The following is a 22,139-nucleotide window of genomic DNA, read 5'->3' as shown; positions in this document are numbered from 1 at the left end:
AAAATGACTAAAAGTGTCTAACGGACACATCAGCATCTCAGCCACTGTGGCGGCAATCTTATCCTTCCAGTCGCGGCAATCTTATCCTTCCACCGACACTTGCTCCTAAAGGGTTACAAAAATAAAAATTGCTTCCGTGAATATAGTGGAGTCTCTGGGATTAATCCCCATAGCTCCTTCACTCATATCGTTTTTTGTGTAAAAATATCTGGGTTTGCGATCGCTATGTTTTGATTTTGCTCGTAATTCTGGAATCTAGCTGTTTTCAGCTTTCATCTGCACTAATACCAACAAATATTATATATTGGTATTAGTGCAGGAGAAAATTGTATGCAAAAAAATACAAGTGTTACCTTGGGTGAGCATTTTGAAGCGTTTATCGCCAATCAAGTTGACAGCGGTCGTTTTGCCAGCGCCAGTGAAGCGATTCGAGCGGGACTGCGCCTTTTAGAAGAGCGAGAAATAAAACTTGCCGCTTTGCAACGAGCATTGACAGACGGGGAGAACAGCGGATTTGCTGACTATTCTCTCTCAGGATTGCTTGCAGAACTTGATCGTGAATAGCGCATGTCAGCATTTCGCCTTACTGAATTAGCCACTCAAGACTTGCTATCAATCGGTCGCTACACCCAAAAAACATGGGGAACTGAGCAGAGAAACCGTTATCTTGCTATCTTGGACGATTGCTTTCATCTCTTGGCACGAGAGCCACACAGGGGACGTACTTGTGATGATATTCGCCCAGGATATCGCAAGTACCACATCAGACGACATTTGATCTTTTATCAGGAAACCAACGAAACTATCGATATTATTCGTATTTTGCATGATCGTATGGATGTCGAGTCTTATTTCAACGAAGAGTAACCCAAAGACAACCTATTCCTTAACATGAGAATTATTACCCCAAGGGGTTGAATAGGATTTAAAATTTTAGCTTTATCGTTAGCATATTAGATTGATCGAATAAGCACTAAAAGGTATTCCAAGTTATGACCTTCAGTGATGTAGTTGAAGCAATTAAAAGTCTTTCCAGTGAAGAAAAGTTAGAAATTCAACTGTTATTGCAGCAATATCTACGGGAAGAAAGGCGTGAACAGATTTATCAAAATTTTCAGGCGGCGCAAGTAGAACAGCAAAATAGTGAACTGAAGTTTTCGTTGAATATGGATGAACTGAGACAACTGATAGAAGAGTGATGATACAAGTAAGTTTCAGTTCTTCATTTAAACGTGCTTTTAAAAAGCGAATTCAAAGGAATGTAGATTTAGAAACACGGTTTTGGCAAAAGTTGGAGCAGTTTACAGCAGATCCATTTGAGCAGGGTTTGAAAACTCATAAATTGTCAGGTAAGTTTAAAGACTTATGGAGCTTTAGTGTAGATTATGACGAGAGAGTAGTTTTTTACTTTACAGATGATGGAGATGCTGTGTTTGTAGATATTGGTAGTCACGATGAAGTTTACTAAGTAAAATCTATTAATAGGCGGATAAAAATCAATGCAGACGACCAATACCACGTCATCCCCCGCACAAGACCGAGTGAAGAATAACTGGGAATTTACAGAAGTATGGATAGATCCAATGTTATCGCCTCCATACATTCTTTTATTGCTTTGCGATAGTGAAGATAATTGTCAAATTTATCCGGCGCAGGGTTATAAAATTGTATTTTCTAGTAATGACTATAATGCAGCCAAGTTATGGTTACTAGAAGATGAGTATGAACCAATTGAAGGTAGGCTTTTAGCTGCGGAATTAGTCTGAGTTATAGCGCTTCCCATTCAGATGCGGTACAACATTATATCGCGATGTGTAGGGGCACAGCACTGCTCATTGGTGTCAACTTAACGTAAAAGTTATGTCCCGCAAGGAACTTCAGTTCCTTGCTAATAACAAAAGTCATCTAAAGATGACTAAATATCCCGGGAATCTTTAGTCATCTTTAGATGACTTTAGCGATTAGCCTTGAACTTTAGTTCAAGGCGGGTGATGAAGCCAAACGTTAAGCTATTTCTAGCTTTAATGCTAAAACTATGAAAAATTTCACTGCAATTATTGAGCGAGATTCTGATACAAAGCTTTATGTTGGCTATGTTCCTGGATTTCCTGGAGCGCATTCACAGGCGGAAACATTGGATGAATTACAAGAGAATCTGCGTGAAGTAATTGAGATGCTTCTGGAGGATCAAAATTTAGTATTTGATACAGAGTTTGTTGGTACACAACAAATCGTAACCAGTAGATTATGAAAATATTCTTTGTTTTTATCTTTAGCTCAACTACATTGCAGTATAGCTTGGTAGTAGAATTAGTATACAACATGAACTAAGGAGCAAGAACGTGCAAAGCATACTTTTAAGCAGTGAAGAAGTTGGACGACGTGCGAAAGAATTATATGAAAATAGCATTCGTCAACAAGTGGAACGAGAAGAAAACATCGGTAAGATGGTGATTATTGATATAGAAACAGGTGAATACGCAGTTGATAAAACAGGCTTAGAATCGGCACAATATTTACGTAATAAAAACCCATTTGTTCGACTATATGGTATTCGTATTGGTTATAAAGTTGCTGTTTCCTTCTGTGGTTTTCTGGAGCGTGATTTATAGTGATTTCCGGTATTGTCAAGGATGCACACGCAACTGTTAATGTAGAATTTAGATTGCCAAATCTACCAGATTTTACTATTGAATTTGTTATAGACACAGGTTTTACAGATTATCTTTGTTTACCACCGGAAGCAGTTGTTTTGTTGGGTTTACCCTTACTATATGAACTACCTGCAAATCTAGCTAATAATAGTTGGGTAGATATACCAGTACATCAAGCTGTTATTATTTGGAATGGCGAAGAAAGGGTAGTTAATGTACTTGCGACAGGAAAGCGACCTTTATTAGGAACTGCTTTACTTGATGACCATGAACTTATCATACAGTTTACCGAAGGCGGTTTAGTAACAATTGATGAATTGTAGTTTCTTTCTGGATATATCGACTTTCTATTAATAGCAATGATAATTATTACCCCAAGAGGTTGAATAAGATTTAAAATGTTACCTCTATCGTTAAGATGTTAGATTGATCGAATAAGTATTAAAAGGTTATGACCTTCAGTGATGTAGTTGAAGCAATTAAAAGTCTTTCCAGTGAAGAAAAGTTAGAAATTCAACTGTTATTGTAGCAATATCTACGTGAAGAAAGGCGTGAAGATATTTATCAAAATTTTCAGGTGGCGCAAGTAGAACGCCAAAATAGTGAATTAAAGTTTTCCTCAAATATCGATGAACTAAAACAACTGATAGAAGAATGATCTTAAAAGTAAGTTTCAATTCTTCTGATTTAAGGTATCATTTACCGATATAATCAGTAGGTAAATTAAGTAAAGTCGAGATGAAGCCCACAAACGAACAAACTCAGGGACTCTACAGGCTTTGTTATCGACTTACTAATGTCATTTACCCTGGATGGCCATACACAAACATCGAACTTGTTAGGGTAGATGAACGTACTGGAAACTTATACGTACTTGCTGGCGAAAATCTGGACTTTGAGATTAAACCAACCGGAGGGTATGAACCATGACAGTAGCTAAGTATGAAGCGATGAATCTCAATGAACTACGTCGCTATGTTCTCACTCACCGCGAAGATGTTGCAGCTTTCCATGTGTATATCGATCGCTCAAAGTCTGAAGGGCAAATGATCAGCATAGACTTGAATGATGAGAATTGGGAAGACAAAGTTAAAGAAGCAATTAAATATAGTTCCAATGCTATTCGTTGGTACTGTAATAATACACCAAAATATACTAAAGAAGCTCAGATAATTTTTGAATGGTGGAATCATTTAGATAATAAATTTGTTACCAAGCATCATCTTACTGGAATAGAAATTGATCAAGCAACTGGAATCTGGGAACCAATTCAAATTAACCCGTCGCTGCAAATACGCATCAGTGAACCAAGTCTAGAAATTGGTCAATTTACTACGTTGCTCAAATATAGAGGTGAAGATAACTCTATAAAACAAATAGAAGCCGTTGCTATTGACTTGGATATTGCAAAGCAAAACCTATTTGTTTGGCCGACTCAAGCCGCAGAGGTTTTTATTTTCTCAACAGAGGCTCAATAATTCGTAATTCGTAATTCGTAATTCGTAATTAACATGAAGTGCCTTTAAAATGGGAGAATATCAAGAATCATTAGGAGGAATCAATCGTCATGACTGTGATAGTTGCTAAGTGGACGATTGACGAATATCACCGCATGATTGACGCTGGCATTTTGAGCGATCGCAAAGTTGAACTACTCAAAGGAGAAATTGTCGAAATGTCACCGGAAGGAGAACCCCATGCTTATAGTAGTGGTGAAGCTGGTGACTATCTAGCAAAGTTATTGGCTGGACGCGCCAAAATTCGTCAAGCTAAACCAATTACTCTACGCAACAACTCGGAACCGGAAGCAGATATTGCCGTTGTCCAACCTTTAGGACGCGAGTATCGACAGCATCATCCATATCCAGAAAATATTTTCTGGTTGATTGAATATGCTAACTCTAGTTTAGAAAAAGATTTAGAGACGAAAAGCAAAATATATGCAGAAGCAGGTATTGTAGAATATTGGGTTGTCAATCTAAAAAAGTTATACCTGCTAGTGTTTCGAGAAATCTTAGATGGAGAGTACGCGACAAAACTGACATTAAATGGGGGAACAATTCAACCGCTTGTATTCCCCGATGTTTCTGTTGCGGTGGAACAAATTATTAACAGCTAAGATAATTTATATCATGTTCGCTTTATTACTTATTAAAGCTGAAGAACCCCACCCCGCCAAAGCTACGCTTTGTCTCCCCTCCCCGCAAGTGAGGAGGGGATTAAGGTGTAGACTCAGAATGAATTCTGAGAGGATGTTTGAAAAGTATTTGACTGTGATTTTAGGCACTTGTTGATCCCCCCTAACCCCCCTTAAAAAGGGGGGAACCGGAATCAAAGTCCCCCTTTTTAAGGGGGATTTAGGGGGATCAAAAACGTTCTGTTACCGAGAAGAGGACTTTTCAAACATCCTCTTAAAAAGGGGGATTTAGGGGGATCAAAAACGTTCTGTTACCGAGAAGAGGACTTTTCAAACATCCTCTGAGGCGGGCTAGATGAGAATGAAATAGCCCTGGTATTTTAGAGACATAATTAGCAATATTATTCCATACCACAATCAGCCCTAAATGTATCACACAAATATTGCAAAGCTATTCACAAAAAGAACGGTCATGTTCAGAGAAAAAGAGTGGTTATTTAGCTTACTGGTAATATCTCTAGTTCTATGGCTGATATTTTTAGGAAACTCACCTTTAAGAGATTGGGATGAAGGTACTTACGCTATAGTCGCTAGAGAAATTTACCGGACTGGTAACTGGCTTTATCCCACCCTTCAGGGAGAACCATTTTTATTAAAACCGCCTTTGATGCAATGGTTCATTGCTTGCTGCTACCAGCTAGGAGGAGTGCAAGAGTTTACAACGCGCTTACCTGGTGCGGTTTTAACTGCCTTGGGAGTACCTTTGCTTTACTTGGTGGGCTGTTTGGCTTTTAAGCAAAGTTTACCGGCTCTATTTGCTGCTTTAGTTTACTTGACAATGTTGCCTGTGGTGCGTCATGGACGGCTAGCAATGTTAGATGGGATGACTATTTCTTTTTTCTTGCTGTTGTTGTTTTGTCTTTTGAAGGCACGTCAAAACCGAAAATATACTCTAGGTGTAGGATTTTGTCTGGGGTTAATTATTTTCACTAAGGGGACGATAGTTTTGTTGTTGGGGGCGATCGCCTGTTTATTCATGCTTGCAGATCGACAATTGGCTTTGTTGAAAAGTCCCTATCTCTGGGTGGGAATTTTATTAGGAAATGCCCCAGCGATCGCTTGGTATACTGCTCAATGGCAACATTATGGTAATACTTTCTTAGAAGTGCATTTTCAAGCACAAGCTTTTGACCGTCTTACACAAACTGTTGAAGGTAATAGCGGCCCTGTTTGGTACTATTTATTAGAACTACTCAAATATGGTTTTCCGTGGCTGTTATTTTTGCCTGGAGGGCTTTATCTAGCTTGGGAAAAACGTCATGAGAGTTGGGGTTCTCTAGTTCTGTTGGTTACAATTATTTACTTCGGAACTATTTCTTTGATGAGAACTAAACTTCCGTGGTATGTCATGCCTGTATATCCATTTTTCGCTTTGGCAATTGGTGCTAATTTGAGCGAAGTTTGGCACAATCGTCATTTTAGAGTCCGAACTTGGACAATATTTCTGGCTATTATTTCTATTGCTGGGTTAGGAGGTTCTGTTTACTTTTTTATGAAGAAAGAGCCTATTTTAATAGTCATGAGCATTGTTTTGGCAATAAGTATGAGCATCGCAGCATGGCTAGTTAAACAGCGCGATCGCAACTTTATTCCAGTGTTATTTGCTGGGATGTATTTAGTTTTAACCCTGTTGGTAAGTTCGCAATCTTGGATTTGGGAATTAAATGAAGCTTTTCCAGTTAAACCAGTAGCGGAATTAATTCGGGCAAATGTTTCAGCAGGAACACAAATTTATACTTCTTTTGCTTATGGGCGTCCTAGTTTGGACTTTTACAGTGACTGCAAGGTAACTGCTGCAACTCTGCCAATTTTACAACAAATGTTATCTAATAAATCTTATTTGCTGTTAGACAATGAGGCTTTACAGCAAATCAATTTAACTGGTAGTAAAATTATCGGAGCAGCTAACGGATTTACACTGATTACCAAAAATTAACAAAGCAGAATTGAGAATTGAATCTAAGCTACCCAAAGATTGCGGGCAAATCGAATAGAAAATGTGAACATTAGTATTCCAAAAAAGTACATAATTGGGTATCCCCAACGAGGATAACGGGCAAGTAATAACCCGAATGCCATTGACAGCGATATAATACCGTAAGCGTAGCGTTCAGTGGAGGCTGTAATCCCAGTGTTTAAAATTAAAGCGAAGGAAGAAAACCCATAGACAACAGTAACAAGGGGAATTTGATCTCGTGATAACCATAGTAAATAGATCCCGCCAAAAACTAGTGCAATTTTAACTAATTCGTCTCCTGTCAATAACCACAACAATAGCCATAAAAAATATAATCCATAGCGGAATTTAATCATACCCAAATGTAAGCGAAAGCGCCATAAGAAACAGCCGCTACCAATAACTATCAAAAATAATAACGGATATAAAGGGTCTTTAATATAGCCAGATTTCCAGTTAGTGAAACCTACCGTGATTTGCATCAGCATCTTCCACCAACCCTCCCAAGCAAACCCTGTTGCATCACCGCGCCACGCTTTTTGTGCATGGATGAAAGCCAAAGGGTCGCCAAATTTTATTTGACAATAAAAGCTGTACAGAGATATACCCAAACCAACATTTAAACTGGCAATATAGGCTTTTATGCCTCTACGTTCTTTCCAAGAAACAAACACAAAAGCAGGGATAAGAGCAATTCCAGGTAGCCGCGTTGCTGTAGATAATGCTCCCCAGAATGCTGCCCAAATATATTGCTTTTTATCAAAAGCTCGTAAGGCAGATGTGGTACACAATAAAAACAGACCTTCAGTGTAAATTACAGTTCCATAAAGGGAATAGGGACACCATGCTAAAGTAGCTGTTGCCCATCGTGCTGTACTTGTGCCGTAAAGCTCGCGTACCCAACAATAAAGTATGATTAAGGCAGCTAAAAAAGCTGAATTGTTGACTAATATACCTGCTACTTTAGGAGGCAAGCCGATGAACATAATTATCCGGCTTAATAATGGAAATAAAGGAAAAAATGCAACTGTGTGTATTTCCTTGACATCACTAGAGAAATCGTAACCATAAGTCAGAATTTTTTCATACCAAACACTATCCCAAGCATGAAAAACATCCCAACTGAAGGTAGCAGCAACACCAGTTGATGAACTTGGAAATAATGGGGCAATCAGTAACATAGCGATTGCTATTAAAAGCCTACTAGATAGCCACATTGCTATGACAAAAAATAAGCCATTCGCCAAAATTTTTTTCCTTATATTCATCTTTACAAATAGATAAATTAACTTTTGATTGATATTTTAGCCAGGGTAAGCTTTTAATTTGGGATAAATCATGTCACAATTTCGCACAATAAACCAGAGTGTGAAACCTAAAGGTATAGAAAACAACTGAATATATATGGGAGTCCCCAAATAGCCAAAAAATGATGACATTTGTACGACGATAGCCACCCAACGATATCGGGGAAAGTAAAAAGCAAAGATCAGACAAAATATATCGGCAGGATAGAAATATCTATCGTGCATTTTGGGCAAGATATATGGCATAAAGAAAACTGATATTGTAGCTAAGTGTATCAGTCTGTCTTGAGTAATTTGTAGTCTACTTTTATACACAATGTATGTAAACAAAAATATTGCAGATATAGTTAAGGTTAAACCTATAGGAACAGCAATTTGATAAAAATCACTGGGAATCCATTGATAAAGATTAGGTGCGTTTTTAGCGAGATCTTTATATTTATTAGCTTGGTTAAAGTATACTAACAGCAATTCTGACATTGGTCTGCCAGCAAACCAAGCTGGCAATATTAAAACTACATATACTAATGGAATTAATGGTAAGTGATACCAGTAAATTCTTTGTTTCAGCAACATTATTAATAATAAAGGTGCTAAAAACATAGCTTGCAACTTAAAAGAAAGTGCTATAGCAAAGCTAACTAATGCTAGAAGTTTTTTTTGAATAGATAAAAAATAAATACAGGCAATCAATCCTGTTGTATAGATAACGTCACATTGACCCCATAAGGCGCTATTACAAATAACACTCGGACTGAATATGACTGCCAAAAAAGCAAAAATTGGCATTCTCCCTTCTGGATATTTTAGTCTGACAATTTTATAAGTTAAAAAAGCACAAATAAAATCAACAATCATCGCAAAAAGCTTGATTGCGAAAATTTTCGGCAATCCAGATAGCAGGGTGGCAGAAATTAAAATCCAGTATAGGTAGGGGGGTGTATAATCAGCAAAACTATATTTTAGAGCGCTAAATCCGCCATGAGATGCGATGAAATCATACCAAGGCTCTAAAAAATATTTATAATCCAGCGATTTATTTGGAACACAAATCAATCGAATCAGTACTGCTAATATAATGCCAATAGCCAAGTAGCCAGGAACCGGGAATCGGAGAGAGTTTAATAGCCTGTTGAACTGAGATTTCACTAATTTTAATAATGTTTTGTCGGAAGCTTTAGTCATAAATTGTATCAGTCAAGTTGGCGTATCCAAATACTAAATAATGCGATCGCTCTCCCCAAGGCGAGGGGCATTTCATTTTAGACATAAATCGCCGGGCACGTTACAATACGGTTCACAAAAGGGCTGAAACTCTTTTTTTACGAACCACAGAGGCGCAGAGAACACAGAGAGAAGAGAGAAGAGAGAAGGAGGAAATGCTTAAAACCTTTACTAATGACAAATGACCAATGACAAATGACAGCCTTAGCCAGTTAACTTTAATTGCGCCAACCTACTTAACTATATTTTTGACTGATTGATTCCTGGAACGGAAAATTAGCAGTAGCTTGGCTAGAGATGGCTAAGTATAAACCCATTAAAACTACAGCGAAACCTATCCAATTTGAGAAAGTTAATTTTTCCGAAAATATTACAAGAGCGAAAATACCGCTAAATACTGGCTCTAACAGATGTACTAAGGAGACAACTACAGAAGAAAACTTGGCAAGGCTATAGGTTAAAAGCCCATGACCTAAAACTTGGCAAATCAGGGCTAGGGAAATGACCCAAAACCACCCAGTGACTGTAGAGGGAAAAAGTTGCTCTTGAGTAAACAAAAGTATAGGGAAAATTACTAAAGCCGCGATCGCACAAATCCACAACTGGATTGTTACCGGAGAAAATTTGGTTCGTAATTTTTCTACGATCAGCAGGTATCCACTCAATAAAATGGCCGAAACGATGGCAGCAAAGCCTCCTTGAACTTCGTCTATGGCGATTTGTATTTCTTGAAATTCAATGGCGATCGCTCCTCCCAGGGCGATGATCATCCCAATCAAGAATTGGCGCTCAAAACCCTGACGAAATAACAGCCACACCCCTAAGCTAGTAAATATGGGGGAGAGATTATGCAACACACTAGAGATCGCAACGCTAGTTTGAGTTAGCGACCAAGCCAACAAGACTAAAGTGGCAGCCCAAAGAATACCAGCACTTAACAATAGCCAAAGATCCTGACTGGTGTAGGACTGCTGTTCTACAGGCTTGTCTTGGAAAAATCGCTGCCTTATTGCCTTGTATCCATGCCAGACCAAGAAGACCACACTCGCAAGCCAAAAGCGATTAAATACAGTGGCACTGGGGCTGAGTTCAATTTCGCTCAATTTCATAAAAATAGAGCCAAAAGATATGGCAACTACACCTAGAAATAATGAAGCGATCGCTATCTTCGTTTGATTGGATACATTCATTAGAAAATTTAAATTAAGTACGTTGCTGCGAAAAGACTCAAGTATGTTACGAAACGTAAATAAGCTTAAAATCCTTACTAATGAGAAATGACAAATGACAAATGACAGCCTTAGCCAGTTAGCTTTAATTGCGCCGACCTACTTAACCAACCCAACGCTCTTGGGCAAATCCTACAGCTATTTTGGCTAGTAGTGTCACAAAAGCGCCCAATATTAAATATCCCTGACGAGGATGGCGAGATAGCAGTACACCAATGGCTATATTTAAGGGCACAATACCGTATGCTAGACGGCTCAAGGAGATAGTACCTCCAGAAGCTAGCAGCAAACCAATACCGCAAAAGCCATAAATCACTGTAACTGCGGTCAGTTGCGTGTGTAAGCGCCACAACACATAACCACCACCTAAGACCATGAACAAGTTGAGTAAGTTATTGATCCACTGTTCACTTGCCAGAATCAACAAAAATAAGGCTAAGACATAAAAGCCATAGAATAATTTCACAGAACTAAAACGTTGACGGAAGTGCCATAAAAGATAGCTACTGGCAACAATTACGCCAAAGAACAACAGATACCAGGGGTCTGGAATTCCTCCAGATGGATTTTGAACCCAACCATATTGCCAATTATTTGTGCCAACTGCAATTTGCATAAGCATATTTAACCAACCCTGCCAATCAAACCCCAGAGTTGGTCGCCATCCGCGCTGCGCTTCGATAAAAGCTAAAGGATTGCCAAAATAAATCGCACAATACAAACTGAATAGAAGTATGCCAATAGCGGTAGTAAAACCAGCTATATAGGCAATGGGTGGTCGGCGTTCTTTCCACGCTGCGATCGCTAATGCTGGAATTAATGCCATACCTGTAGGACGTGTTGCTGTGGCCATTGCACCCCAAAGGGCAGTCCAGCCATACTGTTTTTGATCAAAAGCCCGCAAAGTCGCCGTACTCAAAAACAAATACAGCCCCTCTGTGTAAATTACCCCCGTAAACATGGAAGATGGATACAAAGAAATTACAGCAGTCGTCCACTGTGCTGCATTGATGCCATAATGCTCCTTAACCCAAAAGTACAAACAGTAAAGCGCTGCAAAAAATGCCAAGTTGTTGACTAAGGTACCTGCAAATTCAAACGGTAAGCCCAACTTCATCAAAACCCAGATGCTTAAAGGAAACAGGGGAAAGAAGGCCAGATTATGTTGCTTGCCATCATTGACAAATTCATAGCCAGAAGTTGCGATCGCTCGATAATGCATACTATCCCAGGCATCAAAAACCCCCCAGCCAAAATGGGGCAAAAATTCTTCTGCTGGTAAGGGTAGTTTTGGCGCAACCAGCAACATGGTAGTGCAGATCAATATTCGGCTGGCAAGCCATATCGCTGCTGGAAACAGGAAATCATTTTTCCATAAAACTTTTTTTATAACTATCTGAACTTTGGCCATAAGGTTGAGTGCTTTAACAAACTCCTTTGCGCATCCTTTTACCTATGGCTGTAACACAGCAATTTATGAGTAACATTTGGCATATTAAATCCTCCACCAAAATAATTAACAAACTCAACAGATTAAAAATTACTTAAAAGTGTTCCCCACTTAGTTACTTTTGCGAATTCTATCGGAATTTATCTTCTAAAATATAGTATTTATAAATACAAATTTTGTCTAGTTATTTGAAAATTGAGCAACTCTGGCACTTTCAGTAGAAAGGCTCTAATTAAACAGACTCTGAGCCAGCCAATTTATCGGGTGGTTGGGGAATCTAAGACTTTGAAAACACGCCCGGTGCTTAAGAAGCTTATATAGAGCGATTTATCGCTCACTACAAACAAAAGTTTTATCAAAGAGTCCTCAGCAATTTATAGTGGGAGTTGTCTGTAAATCCTTAAGCAATTGTGAAAGCGATTACTCTTGTTGGTTCCACTGGTTCTATTGGTACTCAGACTTTAGATATTGTTACTCAGTACCCAGATCAGTTTCGGATTGTGGGATTGGCAGCTGGGGGCAATGTTGACCTATTAGCTGCTCAAATTCGGCAATTTCGACCGAAAATAGCAGCAATTTGCTTAGAAGACAAATTACCAGCCCTCAAAGAAGCTATAATTGACCTCGATCCCCAACCGATTCTACTGGCTGGTGATGCCGGAGTGATAGAAGTCGCCCGCTACGGCGATGCCCAAACCGTTGTCACTGGGATCGTTGGTTGTGCTGGTTTGCTACCGACGATCGCCGCTATTAAAGCTGGTAAAGATATTGCCTTAGCGAACAAAGAAACCCTAATTGCTGGGGCCCCTGTGGTTCTACCCCTAGTGGAAAAACATGGTGTAAAATTACTCCCAGCTGATTCCGAACATTCCGCAATATTTCAATGCCTCCAAGGTGTGCCAAAAAAAGGCTTGCGGAAAATTTTGCTCACTGCATCTGGTGGGGCTTTCCGGGACTGGGATGTAGAAAAGTTAGCAGATGTAACCGTTGCCGATGCCCTCAAGCATCCTAATTGGTCGATGGGGCGGAAAATCACAGTAGACTCTGCTACTTTGATGAATAAAGGGCTGGAAGTAATTGAAGCTCACTTTCTGTTTGGGTTGGATTATGACAATATCGAAATTGTCATTCATCCTCAGAGCATTATTCACTCGCTGATTGAACTGCAAGATACTTCAGTTTTAGCCCAACTCGGTTGGCCGGATATGCGCTTACCCTTACTGTATGCTCTATCTTGGCCCGATCGCATCTACACCAACTGGGAACGGCTAGATTTAGTCAAAGCTGGAAATTTAACTTTCCGGGAACCAGATCACCAAAAGTATCCTTGTATGCAGTTGGCTTATGCTGTGGGCAAAGCTGGCGGTTCGATGCCAGCTGTGTTGAATGCCGCCAATGAGCAAGCTGTGGCTTTATTTTTAGATGAAAAAATTCGCTTTTTAGATATTCCTCGGTGTATCGAATTGGTGTGCGATCGCCATCAAAATGATCACCGTACAAATCCCTCTTTAGATGACATTTTGGCAGCAGATAAATGGGCAAGACAAGAAGTTTTAACAGCGACTGAAAAGTTAGAAACTCAATCGCGGATAATTTCTTTGCGATAAAAACCTTTAATTCAGATACCCAAAAGGCAGATTTTCTGGCTCTTGACCAATTTTTGTTTAGCCTTCAGCCTAATGCTGAAGGCTAACGGTTAATATGAGTCTCTTTTTTAAATAACAACTTCGTCTTCTTTGACTAATACATCTTGTTTCTCAGCTTCTAAACTGTCATTAAGGAAAATATCTGTAAATATCCTTTCTTTGCAATGCTCGAACAAAAACAATTGCACCATCAAACATTGTTAACCCAATTCTGTAGTCCCCAATTCTAATACGATAATAATCACCATCAGCTTTAAGTTTTTTGATATTGTTAACTTCTCCTAGATTTTCCGCGTTTTCCACTTCTTCAATTACGACTTGTATTCTTTGCAGCAAAGTTTCATCTCTGATTTTGCTCAAATCTTTTTCAAAGCTCTTTTTGAACTCAACATTCATCTTTTATTTGCCAAAATATTTAAAAATTGCCTCCCTGCTGACTGTTTCTGTATCCTCACTTTCTTGAATGGCTTTTTCTAAAGCTATATCTTCAAGAATTTCTGCTAACAAATCAGCAAATACTTCTTTTTGTTCTTGGATAACTTCGGTGAGTGCAGTTTTAAATAGTTGCTTAATTTTTTCTTCGTCAAGGTTAAGTTCTGTCATATAATTTCCTTAAGTTTTGGATTGATACTAGCATGGCGATCGCCCTTCAATACCACAAACGCGATAACTTCACTACGAGACGCTGCGCGAACGTTAAGTTGTATGCGATCGCACTTTGCCATCAATCTTAATAAATGCGTAGCCGTAAGGCTTGTCGTCAGACATCGCACTCTTTCCCATCAACCTCAATAAATGTGATCGCACATCTCTAAAACCAGACGCGATCGCACTCCTCAAAACCAAAATGCGATAACTTCTCTTCTCTGCGAGAGGCTACGCCAACGAGACGCACTTGCGTTCGTTAAGCTGCGCTAACGCACTTCCCCAACTACAATAAATGCGTAGCCCCCACTTGACTTACGCAACTTGCAACGGTTTTTTAGGAAGCATTCTCGGTTCTGGTAGTGGTTTGTTTTCTTCTTTCAACATTTCCACAAAAGTCTCAATTACTTCCTGACCATTTTTTGCTGCTTCTTCATAAGTCCTACCATGCGTATGAAATTGTTGCCAGGGGAACTCAGGTAAGTGTACTAAAAAAAGTCTATCTTCCTCCGACCATTGAATTACCATGCTGTAGTGATAGTTCATTCTTCTGGCTCCTGTTTTGCTTCGTTTTCCGTGTTTTCCATTTCTTGCAGTTTTTTCAGCACCCGTTGGATGTTTTTTTCTAAATATAACGGAGCATCATCGCCGTCTTTACCTGGTATGGTCAGGGGTTCTTCGGGTAACAACGGATGCTTCCAATATGTATGACTTCCTTTACCTCTTCCTGGTTGAAGAATATAGCCAACTTTTGACACCATTGCTTTCAACTCTCCTACTTTTTTCGGCATTACTCCTCACCGCCAACTTCTCATTTATTTTCTCTGCTTAAAAGCCAAAAATCCCAGATTAATTGTTAGTATTTTAGATGTTATATCCTTGCATGAGTGGTTGTGGCGGTAAGCAAAACTCTGTTTTAGCCAATAACTTCGTTAAGCTGCGCTAACGCACTATCTCCCGTAAACCCAACAAAAGCGATCGCACTTTCCCAACATCACAAAGGCGATCGCACTTTCCCACAAACCCAACAAAGGCGATCGCACTCCCATCAACCCTAATAAGTGTGATCGCACTCCTCAAAACCACCAAAATGTGAAACTTCGTTAAGCTACGCTAACGCACTTTCCCTACATCACAAATGCGTAGACGCGCAGCGGCTTGTCGTTAGACATCGCACTCTTTAAAAACCAAAACGCGATAACTTCGTTAAGCTACGCTAACGCACTTTCCCAACACAACCGAAAGGCGATCGCGCTGGTGGGTTGTGTGATTCCTTTATTGCTCATACCCAAATTGCTAGAATACAGATACTTTTTATCATCCGCGATCGCTATGACTCGTCAAGAAATCGAAGAGCAACTTCTGGGCTTATCGCTTGCTGACAAAGCAGATATTATCCAAAGTCTGACCAAAAACCTTAGCACTAGTGGAAGGGGAATTACTAAAACTCCTGGTGTGTGTGGTGGTGAAGCTTGTATTGCGGGAACTCGAATTGCTATTTGGCTTTTAGTGGAAGCACTACAACTTGGTATTAATGAAGCCCAATTATTGCAGGATTATCCTCATATTACCGCAGCCGATCTGGTCAATACTTGGGCTTATGCTGATGCTCATCCCGAAGAAATTACTGCCGCAATTTTTGCTAATAATCAGGTAGCCTAATTGATGGCACGTTTGTATACCGATGAACAATTTCCCCGGATAGTCAGCGAACTGCTGCGGACAATGGGACATGATATTTTAACTGTACAGGAAGCTGGTAACGATAATTTAGGCATTCCCGATGAGGAAGTATTAGCTTTTGCAATTAGAGACAATCGTGCAGTCATAACCCTCAATCGTCAAGATTTTGTCCGCTTGCATCGTGCTAATTCCGAGCATTTTGGTATTATTGTTTGTACAAATGATACTGACAGAAATCGAATGGCAATTCGTATTAATGAAGCTTTGGTATCTGAGGAATCTTTGGCAGGTAAGTTGATTCGGGTTGTACGTCCGGTAATTTAGATTATAACTATAAGTCGCCATCCACAAACCCAAAAAAAGCGATAACTTCGTTAAGCTGCGCTAACGCACTTCCATCAACCCTAATAAATGCGATAACTTCGTTAAGCTACGCTAACGCACTTTCCCACAAACCCAACAAACGCGATCGCACTTTCCCAACATCACAAAGGCGATCGCACTTCCCCAACATCACAAAGGCGATCATATGTGGCATTTAGCTTGTTACCTTGTTCAAAAAACTGTTGAAGCGATCGCTATCCATCAAGCCATTTTCCGACAGTATTCGTCGCACTGCAACTAAATGCAATGTTCTTACATACGCTTGTTGCTCGTAACCAGGCAAAACTATTAATGTCCCAGATGATGGATGCTGGTAAATTTTTTGAGAGCCAAAGGTCTGCATGGTTACAAACCCTGTCTCTAAGAGCAATTTCTCTAATTCTGTGAATTTAATTTCTATAACCATGATGACGAATCACTCCTTGTAACTGGCTGAGAACATCATTTTTAAATTTAGCAAATATTTTGATCGCCTGCCGATTTAATACGTTGTCTTTAGATAAACGCACAGTTACACTATCACCAATATTGGATAAATCGAATCCCTCAAGACTTTCAAAATATGCTTGTATCTATAACCAATAAGCTTGGCTATTTTTTGCATCATATACAATTAAAATACATGGCATTGGTTCAAGCAACCATAATTCCAAGTCTGAGCGTGTGAGAGCAAAAGTAATGGTTTTTTAGCCATAAGGCTTGTTGTTAGACATCGCTTTGGGACTTTGGATATACTGAAAATAGAAAGAACTAGCCAAGACAAATTGAATGCATGACAAATCGTGAAGAATTGATCCAGGAACTCGAACAAGCTCCTGATGATATAGTCCAGTCAGTACTAGATTTTGTTCGTAGGGTAAAAGCAACACGCAAAAATCATCCTCTCGCAAAATTTGCAGGTATTTTAAGTGATGTCGAAGCCCAAGAATTAAAACGGGCGATCGCCACAGAATGTCGTCAGGTGGATGTAAATGAGTGGTGAGATTGCTCTGGATACCTCCGTGGCGGTGCGTTTTTTGAATGGGGACAATGGGATAGTTGCACGAGTACTAGCATTACCAGAGGTGGTTTTACCTACCGTCGTAGTGGGGGAGTTACTTTTTGGCGCGGAAAACTCTACTCGTCCATTACAAAATTTACCTCGTTATCTGGAGTTCATTGAGGCTTGTGTAGTTCTACCATTAAGTCGAGAAACAGCAGCAGTCTATGCTAAAACCCGATTGGCTTTGAAACGGAAGGGACGGCCAATTCCAATGAATGATGTTTGGATTGCGGCACAATGTTTAGAGCAGGGTTGGATATTAGTGACAGATGATAGAGACTTTAACTATGTTGATGCCTTGATGTTAGAGCATTGGTAGTTCAATCTAGCCGTAAGGCTTGTCGTCAGACATCGCACTCTCTCGATTTTAACCAAAAGGCGATCGCACTTCTCAAAAACCAAAAGGCGATCGCACTTCCCCAATACCACAAATGCGATCGCACTTCTCAAAAACCAAAAGGCGATCGTACTTCCCAACATCACAAATGCGTAGCGTAGCTATTTATTGTCAGGGCAAATTTCTTTTCGCAAATCGGGACGGGAAGCAAGGTATTCTTTTAAATGGTCGCAACCTCGCGCTAGTAACCTATCTAAACTTTGAACACGACGCATCTGCACAGAATTAGAATCTACTGTAATGGCAATTAACTTACTATCTGGGCTGAAAACAAAACTCGAGCCTTGATATTCAGCAAACTGCTGCCAATAACCATCTTTTACCTCTGTCCACAGACGCACAGTACGATCCCAGAAAGCAGTACCTGTGGCAATCGTCTTACCATCAGGGCTAAATGCTAAATTATAGATGCCATCATTATGTTTGAAAGTGGCTATTTCTTCTCCTTGTAGGTTCCACAGCTTGGCTGTACCATCCCACGAAGCAGTGGTAACAGTCTTACTGTCAGGGCTAAATACTACATTTAAAACCCAATGATTATGTTTGAGAGTAGCAATTAACCTACCTTGTAGATTCCACAGTTTAGCAGTGTCGTCATTTGAAGCAGTAGCAACAGTTTTACCATCGGAGCTAAATACTATTTCTCTGACCATATCCCGATGTTTGAGAGTAGCAATTTCCTTGCCTTGTAGGTTCCACAGCTTGGTTGTATCAGATGAAATAATGCCAATAGTCTTACCATCAGGACTAAATACTAGGTTACTGATCTTATTAAAGCCGTTATGGCTGTTATGTTTGAAAATGCTAACTACTTGTCCTTGTAGGTTCCACAAGGTAGCTGTATTATCTCCCGATGAAGTACTAGCAACAATGTTGCCATCAGGACTAAATACCACACCATAGACAGAATTGGAAGCGTTAAAAGTAGTAATTAATTCACCTTTTAGGTTCCACAACTTAGCATTATTATTACCACCCGACCATTGAACAGTCGCAACAGTCTTGCCATCGGGACTGAATATTATGTTTCTGACCCCATCTTGATGTTTGAGAGTAACAATTGACCCAGCTTTTAAGTTCCACAACTTAGCTGTACCATCATCTGAAGCAGTAGCAACTGTTTGACCGTCGGGACTAAATGCTACAATGTTGACCTTTTTGTTATGTTTGAGAGTAGTAATAACCCTTTCTTGCAGATTCCATAGCTTGGCTGTGCCATCCCGTGAAGCAATCGCAAAAGTCTTACCATCAGGGCTAAATACCATTTTTGCTACCCCACCAGAATTTAGGAGAGTAGGAATTTTATCTTGTAGGTTCCACAGCTTGGCTGTTCCATCTCTTTGTGAAGCAGTGGTGACAGTTTTACCATCAGGGCTAAATGCTAAATTATCGATGCCATCATTATGTTTGAGAGTGGCTATTTCTTCTCCTTGCAGATTCCACAGCTTGGCTGTTCCATTCACATAATAAATAGTAGCTAAAATTTTACCATTAGGACTAAATGTTACATTCTGAATCCCTCCGATAGGTTGATTATTTTCTTTTAAAATGGTAATTTCTTGTCCTTGCAGGTTCCACAGTTTGGCTGTTCCATCTCGTGAAGCAGTGGCAACAGTTTGACCGTCAGGGCTAAATACTATATTACTGACTTTATCCTTATGCTTGAGAGTAGCAATTTCTTGTCCTTGTAGGTTCCACAACTTGGCTGAGAAATTACTATAATCCAAAGTCGCAATAGTCTTACTATCAGGACTAAATACTACCTTTTCTACCTTTTCTTCATATAAAGAAGTATGTTTAATAGTGGTAATTTCTTGTCCTTGTAGGCTCCACAGCTTGGCTGTACCACGCTTTGAAGCAATAGCGATGATTTTACCATCAAGACTAAATGCTACGTTATTCACTGCATCATTATGTTTGAGAGTAGCAATCTCTTGTCCTTGCAAGTTCCACAACTTGGCAGTAGTGTTATCCCATGAAGCAGTAGCAATTGTTTGACCATTGGGACTAAATACTACATTTGCGATTGACTTGTCGTCATGTTTAAGAATTGCGATTTCCCCTCCTTGGAGGTTCCACAGTCTGACTGTACCACCCCATGAAGGAGTAGTAGCAACAGTTTGACCATCGGGGCTAAATGCTACATCTCCGACAAAAGAGTCATGTTTGAGAGTAGCTATTTCTCCACCTTGTAGATTCCACAACTTAGCAGTACCGTCATCTGAAGCAGTAGCAACAGTTTGACCATCGGGACTAAATGCTACATTATTGACCGTTTTGTTATGCTTGAGGGTGGTAATTGTCCCAGTTTGCAGGTTCAGCAGCTTGGTTGTACCGTCATCTGAAACGCTCGCAACAATTTTGGTGTCAGGACTAAATACTTGCTTCCTAACTCGACGATCATCTTTTAATTGATTTGTCTCACGGATATATTCTAAAGTATTGTGCAAGGCTAATATGGGGCTAACAGTTGGGTAATCTTTTAGTTGATTACCATTTTTAACTAACTGTTTTAATTCCTTTACAGCCCTCATAGCCTCAACTAAATTTTCCAATCCCACATTCCCACGCAAGCGCAATAAATCAGCCGATGAGCGCTCTAAATCTGTGACAATTTGGGCTTGTTTTCGTTCTATGTTTGCATTCATCGCCCCAATTGCTGCTACTATTGCCCCAACAACAAATAAAGCTAAAATACCTCCACCAATGCGAATCTGTCGCTTTGTTTTTCTCTCCACATCCGTGAAACGCTGCTTCGCTTTGCTCTCTTTCTCCAAAGCCTGATTTTGTCTCGCTTCCGCCTCCTCAACCTTCTGATTTAACTCTGCTTGCACACTCGCAGACAAAAACCGATAATCAGCATCGCTTAATCTCCTTCCATCAGCCCAAAGACGAGCCTTTTCTAATTCTTCTCCCCGCAACAAATAGGACTCATCCTGATATCCACTCTCTTCCCAAGCCTTTAAATTATCCGCATAGAAACGTAATTTACCTAACTCATTCTCAACCCAATTTAAATCAAAAACATTCTCATAAATTTGGTTATAAACCCTCAACTTTCCCTGCTGTTCCACCACCAAACCAGTCAACCGTAACCTCATCTCTTCGAGACTACGATCAACATTAATCTCACACTGCTGCAAAATTTGCTGATATAAACCCAACAAACCCACAGCAATTTGCTCTTTATTCAGCATCCTATCCCGAATAGTTTTTAAATGCTGTTGCTCATCCTCCGCTTCCCAATTATCAATAATTCCACTCCTCACCACACCTTCCACCCATTTTTCTCCCCTCCTCGCTAGCAGGTTGGGGTTCTTCAAATCCCGAATTAACAAATTACAAACCTTCTGCGTCAATAAAGGCTGTCCCCCCGTCCAAGCCAAAACCTCTCGCATCAAAGCTTGAGGATTCTCCACCTTCCCCTCTAACCCCTTTGCCAAAGGTGCAATTTCATCTAATTTAAAACCATAAAGTTGAATCGCTGTACCAATATTAAACGGCGTTCTTTCCTCATCTTTAATTAAATCTGAAGGTGTTGCTACCCCAACTAAAGCAAAAGTCAAACGTCTATATTCAGCTTTAAAAGAGCGTCTTTGATAGCAACTTCTAATCAAAGCAAAAAAATCATCCGCCGGAAACTCCAAGCGAAGGATACTATCGATTTCATCGAGAAAAATCACAATGTTTTGGCTAATATTTGGCAGTAACAACTCATCAAAAAGTTTCGCTAAACGTCGCACCGGAGCAATTTCGATAGATTTGTCCCACCACACAACCAAATCTTCTGGTTCAATAAAATTAAGTTCAGTCAACAGGCTATCAACAATACTTGCATACCACTGCTCAAGGCTGATATCCTGACTACCCAATCCCGAAATATCAATCACAGCACAAGCAAAACCATCAGCTTGTAACTGTTTCATCGTCCGCACCAACAAACTCGTTTTTCCCATCTGCCGGGAGTTAAAAACATAACAAAGCTCCCCTGCCCTCAATCCGTAATAAAGGTCAGAATCCGCTTGCCGTCTTACATAGCTGGGAGCATCTTCTCCTAAACTGCCACCAACTTTATACTCGTAGTCTCCAGTCATAATTTAATTTCCAATAGAGAACAATTACATGGATGCCTATCTTGAGTTTAATTTCGAGAATATTGAGTTGCTATTGAGTTTTTATTGAGTTGCTATTGAGTTGTAAGTACCTATGCAAAATAAATTGTATATTATGGAAATAGTAATGTAAAATATCTTCTTGGTCACAAGAAGGTCAAAAAAATGCGATTTATTAAAGATTTAACTATTGATACAATCAAATTACTTAA

At 39.7% G+C, this 22,139-nt stretch carries 31 protein-coding genes; 18 read left to right on the top strand and 13 right to left on the bottom strand.

The features are described from left to right. Nucleotides 1–330 precede the first annotated feature (330 nt). The 12 genes from LC605_RS21200 (at nucleotide 331) to LC605_RS21145 (ending at nucleotide 6,787) form a co-directional block, all read left to right on the top strand. Complete coding sequence (locus LC605_RS21200; RefSeq protein ID WP_229549494.1) at nucleotides 331–564, top strand: type II toxin-antitoxin system ParD family antitoxin; 234 nt, start codon at nucleotides 331–333, stop codon at nucleotides 562–564. Between the two features lie 3 nt (nucleotides 565–567). After that, nucleotides 568–867 (top strand): type II toxin-antitoxin system RelE/ParE family toxin, encoded by a 300-nt coding sequence (locus tag LC605_RS21195; protein ID WP_229549493.1) that lies wholly within the window; start codon nucleotides 568–570, stop codon nucleotides 865–867. A gap of 125 nt (nucleotides 868–992) precedes the next feature. After that, nucleotides 993–1,199: a hypothetical protein gene (locus tag LC605_RS21190; protein WP_229549492.1), complete on the top strand. Its 207-nt coding sequence runs from the start codon at nucleotides 993–995 to the stop codon at nucleotides 1,197–1,199. Then, the gene (locus LC605_RS21185) at nucleotides 1,199–1,468 is read left to right on the top strand and encodes a type II toxin-antitoxin system YafQ family toxin (protein ID WP_229549497.1); all 270 of its coding nucleotides are present in this window, start codon (nucleotides 1,199–1,201) and stop codon (nucleotides 1,466–1,468) included. Before LC605_RS21190 ends, LC605_RS21185 begins: the two co-directional genes overlap by 1 nt. 31 nt (nucleotides 1,469–1,499) lie before the next feature. Continuing rightward, nucleotides 1,500–1,766, top strand: a complete 267-nt coding sequence (locus tag LC605_RS21180; protein WP_229549491.1) for a hypothetical protein — start codon at nucleotides 1,500–1,502, stop codon at nucleotides 1,764–1,766. Between the two features lie 269 nt (nucleotides 1,767–2,035). Then, complete coding sequence (locus LC605_RS21175) at nucleotides 2,036–2,251, top strand: type II toxin-antitoxin system HicB family antitoxin (protein ID WP_229549490.1); 216 nt, start codon at nucleotides 2,036–2,038, stop codon at nucleotides 2,249–2,251. 91 nt (nucleotides 2,252–2,342) lie between these two features. After that, complete coding sequence (locus LC605_RS21170) at nucleotides 2,343–2,612, top strand: hypothetical protein (RefSeq protein WP_229549488.1); 270 nt, start codon at nucleotides 2,343–2,345, stop codon at nucleotides 2,610–2,612. Next, nucleotides 2,612–2,977 carry a clan AA aspartic protease gene (locus LC605_RS21165; RefSeq protein ID WP_309143272.1) on the top strand — a complete coding sequence of 122 codons (366 nt, stop codon included), beginning with the start codon at nucleotides 2,612–2,614 and terminating at the stop codon, nucleotides 2,975–2,977. The genes LC605_RS21170 and LC605_RS21165 overlap by 1 nt, the downstream gene beginning before the upstream one ends. Nucleotides 2,978–3,392: 415 nt before the next feature. Then, a complete protein-coding gene (locus LC605_RS21160; protein WP_190876219.1) occupies nucleotides 3,393–3,584 on the top strand; it encodes a hypothetical protein in 192 nt (63 codons plus the stop codon). Next, entirely contained in the window at nucleotides 3,581–4,132 is a 552-nt protein-coding gene (locus tag LC605_RS21155; protein WP_229549485.1) for a hypothetical protein, read from the top strand. The genes LC605_RS21160 and LC605_RS21155 overlap by 4 nt, the downstream gene beginning before the upstream one ends. 89 nt (nucleotides 4,133–4,221) lie before the next feature. Continuing rightward, a complete protein-coding gene (locus tag LC605_RS21150; RefSeq protein WP_229549484.1) occupies nucleotides 4,222–4,773 on the top strand; it encodes a Uma2 family endonuclease in 552 nt (183 codons plus the stop codon). 490 nt (nucleotides 4,774–5,263) lie between these two features. Further along, nucleotides 5,264–6,787 (top strand): glycosyltransferase family 39 protein, encoded by a 1,524-nt coding sequence (locus tag LC605_RS21145; protein WP_229549483.1) that lies wholly within the window; start codon nucleotides 5,264–5,266, stop codon nucleotides 6,785–6,787. A 23-nt stretch (nucleotides 6,788–6,810) separates the two neighbouring features. Here the strand turns inward: LC605_RS21145 and LC605_RS21140 are convergent, their stop codons facing one another. From LC605_RS21140 to LC605_RS21125, 4 genes are all read right to left on the bottom strand, one after another. Beyond that, nucleotides 6,811–8,076, bottom strand: a complete 1,266-nt coding sequence (locus LC605_RS21140; protein WP_229549482.1) for a glycosyltransferase family 39 protein — start codon at nucleotides 8,074–8,076, stop codon at nucleotides 6,811–6,813. 36 nt (nucleotides 8,077–8,112) lie between these two features. Continuing rightward, nucleotides 8,113–9,300: a hypothetical protein gene (locus tag LC605_RS21135; protein ID WP_229549481.1), complete on the bottom strand. Its 1,188-nt coding sequence runs from the start codon at nucleotides 9,298–9,300 to the stop codon at nucleotides 8,113–8,115. A 275-nt stretch (nucleotides 9,301–9,575) separates the two neighbouring features. Then, nucleotides 9,576–10,529 carry a DMT family transporter gene (locus tag LC605_RS21130; RefSeq protein ID WP_229549479.1) on the bottom strand — a complete coding sequence of 318 codons (954 nt, stop codon included), beginning with the start codon at nucleotides 10,527–10,529 and terminating at the stop codon, nucleotides 9,576–9,578. Between the two features lie 142 nt (nucleotides 10,530–10,671). After that, nucleotides 10,672–11,979 (bottom strand): mannosyltransferase family protein, encoded by a 1,308-nt coding sequence (locus tag LC605_RS21125; RefSeq protein ID WP_229549478.1) that lies wholly within the window; start codon nucleotides 11,977–11,979, stop codon nucleotides 10,672–10,674. Between the two features lie 449 nt (nucleotides 11,980–12,428). Here LC605_RS21125 and dxr point away from each other — a divergent pair, with 449 nt between their 5' ends. Then, on the top strand, nucleotides 12,429–13,625 hold the full coding sequence (gene dxr, locus LC605_RS21120; protein ID WP_229549476.1) for a 1-deoxy-D-xylulose-5-phosphate reductoisomerase: 1,197 nt from the start codon (nucleotides 12,429–12,431) through the stop codon (nucleotides 13,623–13,625). Between the two features lie 168 nt (nucleotides 13,626–13,793). Here the strand turns inward: dxr and LC605_RS21115 are convergent, their stop codons facing one another. The 6 genes from LC605_RS21115 to LC605_RS33065 form a co-directional block, all read right to left on the bottom strand. Next, entirely contained in the window at nucleotides 13,794–14,060 is a 267-nt protein-coding gene (locus LC605_RS21115) for a type II toxin-antitoxin system RelE/ParE family toxin (protein ID WP_229549475.1), read from the bottom strand. Nucleotides 14,061–14,063: 3 nt separating this feature from the next. Next, complete coding sequence (locus LC605_RS21110) at nucleotides 14,064–14,267, bottom strand: hypothetical protein (RefSeq protein WP_229549474.1); 204 nt, start codon at nucleotides 14,265–14,267, stop codon at nucleotides 14,064–14,066. Nucleotides 14,268–14,360: 93 nt separating this feature from the next. After that, nucleotides 14,361–14,510: a hypothetical protein gene (locus LC605_RS21105; protein WP_229549473.1), complete on the bottom strand. Its 150-nt coding sequence runs from the start codon at nucleotides 14,508–14,510 to the stop codon at nucleotides 14,361–14,363. Between the two features lie 114 nt (nucleotides 14,511–14,624). After that, on the bottom strand, nucleotides 14,625–14,855 hold the full coding sequence (locus LC605_RS21100; RefSeq protein ID WP_096575287.1) for a type II toxin-antitoxin system HicB family antitoxin: 231 nt from the start codon (nucleotides 14,853–14,855) through the stop codon (nucleotides 14,625–14,627). Beyond that, nucleotides 14,852–15,100 (bottom strand): type II toxin-antitoxin system HicA family toxin, encoded by a 249-nt coding sequence (locus tag LC605_RS21095; protein WP_229549471.1) that lies wholly within the window; start codon nucleotides 15,098–15,100, stop codon nucleotides 14,852–14,854. The genes LC605_RS21100 and LC605_RS21095 overlap by 4 nt, the downstream gene beginning before the upstream one ends. Before the next feature lie 159 nt (nucleotides 15,101–15,259). Next, nucleotides 15,260–15,382 carry a hypothetical protein gene (locus LC605_RS33065; protein WP_267868617.1) on the bottom strand — a complete coding sequence of 41 codons (123 nt, stop codon included), beginning with the start codon at nucleotides 15,380–15,382 and terminating at the stop codon, nucleotides 15,260–15,262. A gap of 259 nt (nucleotides 15,383–15,641) precedes the next feature. Between LC605_RS33065 and LC605_RS21090 the strand changes: the two genes are divergently transcribed. Together LC605_RS21090 and LC605_RS21085 are read left to right on the top strand one after the other, a co-directional pair. Further along, entirely contained in the window at nucleotides 15,642–15,971 is a 330-nt protein-coding gene (locus LC605_RS21090; protein WP_229549496.1) for a DUF433 domain-containing protein, read from the top strand. Nucleotides 15,972–15,974: 3 nt separating this feature from the next. Continuing rightward, nucleotides 15,975–16,316 (top strand): DUF5615 family PIN-like protein, encoded by a 342-nt coding sequence (locus tag LC605_RS21085; RefSeq protein WP_229549470.1) that lies wholly within the window; start codon nucleotides 15,975–15,977, stop codon nucleotides 16,314–16,316. A gap of 214 nt (nucleotides 16,317–16,530) precedes the next feature. Here LC605_RS21085 and LC605_RS21080 read toward each other — a convergent pair whose 3' ends face one another. After that, entirely contained in the window at nucleotides 16,531–16,782 is a 252-nt protein-coding gene (locus LC605_RS21080; RefSeq protein ID WP_229549469.1) for a type II toxin-antitoxin system HicA family toxin, read from the bottom strand. Nucleotides 16,783–16,948: 166 nt separating this feature from the next. Further along, nucleotides 16,949–17,056, bottom strand: coding sequence for a DUF4365 domain-containing protein (locus LC605_RS21075; protein ID WP_309143273.1), 108 nt, complete (start codon nucleotides 17,054–17,056; stop codon nucleotides 16,949–16,951). Between the two features lie 92 nt (nucleotides 17,057–17,148). Between LC605_RS21075 and LC605_RS21070 the strand changes: the two genes are divergently transcribed. From LC605_RS21070 to LC605_RS21060, 3 genes are read left to right on the top strand one after another with little or no spacing between them, the layout of a single operon-like run. Then, nucleotides 17,149–17,358: a DUF2281 domain-containing protein gene (locus LC605_RS21070; protein WP_229549468.1), complete on the top strand. Its 210-nt coding sequence runs from the start codon at nucleotides 17,149–17,151 to the stop codon at nucleotides 17,356–17,358. After that, a complete protein-coding gene (locus tag LC605_RS21065) occupies nucleotides 17,348–17,737 on the top strand; it encodes a type II toxin-antitoxin system VapC family toxin (RefSeq protein WP_229549467.1) in 390 nt (129 codons plus the stop codon). Before LC605_RS21070 ends, LC605_RS21065 begins: the two co-directional genes overlap by 11 nt. Then, on the top strand, nucleotides 17,731–17,916 hold the full coding sequence (locus LC605_RS21060) for a hypothetical protein (RefSeq protein WP_229549466.1): 186 nt from the start codon (nucleotides 17,731–17,733) through the stop codon (nucleotides 17,914–17,916). Before LC605_RS21065 ends, LC605_RS21060 begins: the two co-directional genes overlap by 7 nt. Here LC605_RS21060 and LC605_RS21055 read toward each other — a convergent pair whose 3' ends face one another. Next, complete coding sequence (locus LC605_RS21055; protein WP_229549465.1) at nucleotides 17,917–21,909, bottom strand: AAA-like domain-containing protein; 3,993 nt, start codon at nucleotides 21,907–21,909, stop codon at nucleotides 17,917–17,919. Between the last annotated feature and the right edge of the window lie 230 nt (nucleotides 21,910–22,139).

Source organism: Nostoc sp. CHAB 5836 (assembly GCF_020829445.1).
Taxonomy (GTDB): domain Bacteria; phylum Cyanobacteriota; class Cyanobacteriia; order Cyanobacteriales; family Nostocaceae; genus Nostoc.
The sequence above is the reverse complement of the archived record's forward strand: the minus strand, read 5'-3'. Positions and strand labels throughout refer to the sequence as shown.

Bases quoted from the DNA above. Each gene is read 5' to 3' on its own strand.
- LC605_RS21200 (WP_229549494.1), top strand. From the start codon at position 331: ATGCAAAAAAATACAAGTGTTACCTTGGGTGAGCATTTTGAAGCGTTT.
- LC605_RS21195 (WP_229549493.1), top strand. From the start codon at position 568: ATGTCAGCATTTCGCCTTACTGAATTAGCCACTCAAGACTTGCTATCA.
- LC605_RS21190 (WP_229549492.1), top strand. From the start codon at position 993: ATGACCTTCAGTGATGTAGTTGAAGCAATTAAAAGTCTTTCCAGTGAA.
- LC605_RS21185 (WP_229549497.1), top strand. From the start codon at position 1,199: ATGATACAAGTAAGTTTCAGTTCTTCATTTAAACGTGCTTTTAAAAAG.
- LC605_RS21180 (WP_229549491.1), top strand. From the start codon at position 1,500: ATGCAGACGACCAATACCACGTCATCCCCCGCACAAGACCGAGTGAAG.
- LC605_RS21175 (WP_229549490.1), top strand. From the start codon at position 2,036: ATGAAAAATTTCACTGCAATTATTGAGCGAGATTCTGATACAAAGCTT.
- LC605_RS21160 (WP_190876219.1), top strand. From the start codon at position 3,393: ATGAAGCCCACAAACGAACAAACTCAGGGACTCTACAGGCTTTGTTAT.
- LC605_RS21155 (WP_229549485.1), top strand. From the start codon at position 3,581: ATGACAGTAGCTAAGTATGAAGCGATGAATCTCAATGAACTACGTCGC.
- LC605_RS21150 (WP_229549484.1), top strand. From the start codon at position 4,222: ATGACTGTGATAGTTGCTAAGTGGACGATTGACGAATATCACCGCATG.
- LC605_RS21145 (WP_229549483.1), top strand. From the start codon at position 5,264: ATGTTCAGAGAAAAAGAGTGGTTATTTAGCTTACTGGTAATATCTCTA.
- LC605_RS21140 (WP_229549482.1), bottom strand. From the start codon at position 8,076: ATGAATATAAGGAAAAAAATTTTGGCGAATGGCTTATTTTTTGTCATA.
- LC605_RS21135 (WP_229549481.1), bottom strand. From the start codon at position 9,300: ATGACTAAAGCTTCCGACAAAACATTATTAAAATTAGTGAAATCTCAG.
- LC605_RS21130 (WP_229549479.1), bottom strand. From the start codon at position 10,529: ATGAATGTATCCAATCAAACGAAGATAGCGATCGCTTCATTATTTCTA.
- LC605_RS21125 (WP_229549478.1), bottom strand. From the start codon at position 11,979: ATGGCCAAAGTTCAGATAGTTATAAAAAAAGTTTTATGGAAAAATGAT.
- LC605_RS21115 (WP_229549475.1), bottom strand. From the start codon at position 14,060: ATGAATGTTGAGTTCAAAAAGAGCTTTGAAAAAGATTTGAGCAAAATC.
- LC605_RS21110 (WP_229549474.1), bottom strand. From the start codon at position 14,267: ATGACAGAACTTAACCTTGACGAAGAAAAAATTAAGCAACTATTTAAA.
- LC605_RS21100 (WP_096575287.1), bottom strand. From the start codon at position 14,855: ATGAACTATCACTACAGCATGGTAATTCAATGGTCGGAGGAAGATAGA.
- LC605_RS21095 (WP_229549471.1), bottom strand. From the start codon at position 15,100: ATGCCGAAAAAAGTAGGAGAGTTGAAAGCAATGGTGTCAAAAGTTGGC.
- LC605_RS21090 (WP_229549496.1), top strand. From the start codon at position 15,642: ATGACTCGTCAAGAAATCGAAGAGCAACTTCTGGGCTTATCGCTTGCT.
- LC605_RS21085 (WP_229549470.1), top strand. From the start codon at position 15,975: ATGGCACGTTTGTATACCGATGAACAATTTCCCCGGATAGTCAGCGAA.
- LC605_RS21080 (WP_229549469.1), bottom strand. From the start codon at position 16,782: ATGGTTATAGAAATTAAATTCACAGAATTAGAGAAATTGCTCTTAGAG.
- LC605_RS21070 (WP_229549468.1), top strand. From the start codon at position 17,149: ATGACAAATCGTGAAGAATTGATCCAGGAACTCGAACAAGCTCCTGAT.
- LC605_RS21065 (WP_229549467.1), top strand. From the start codon at position 17,348: ATGAGTGGTGAGATTGCTCTGGATACCTCCGTGGCGGTGCGTTTTTTG.
- LC605_RS21055 (WP_229549465.1), bottom strand. From the start codon at position 21,909: ATGACTGGAGACTACGAGTATAAAGTTGGTGGCAGTTTAGGAGAAGAT.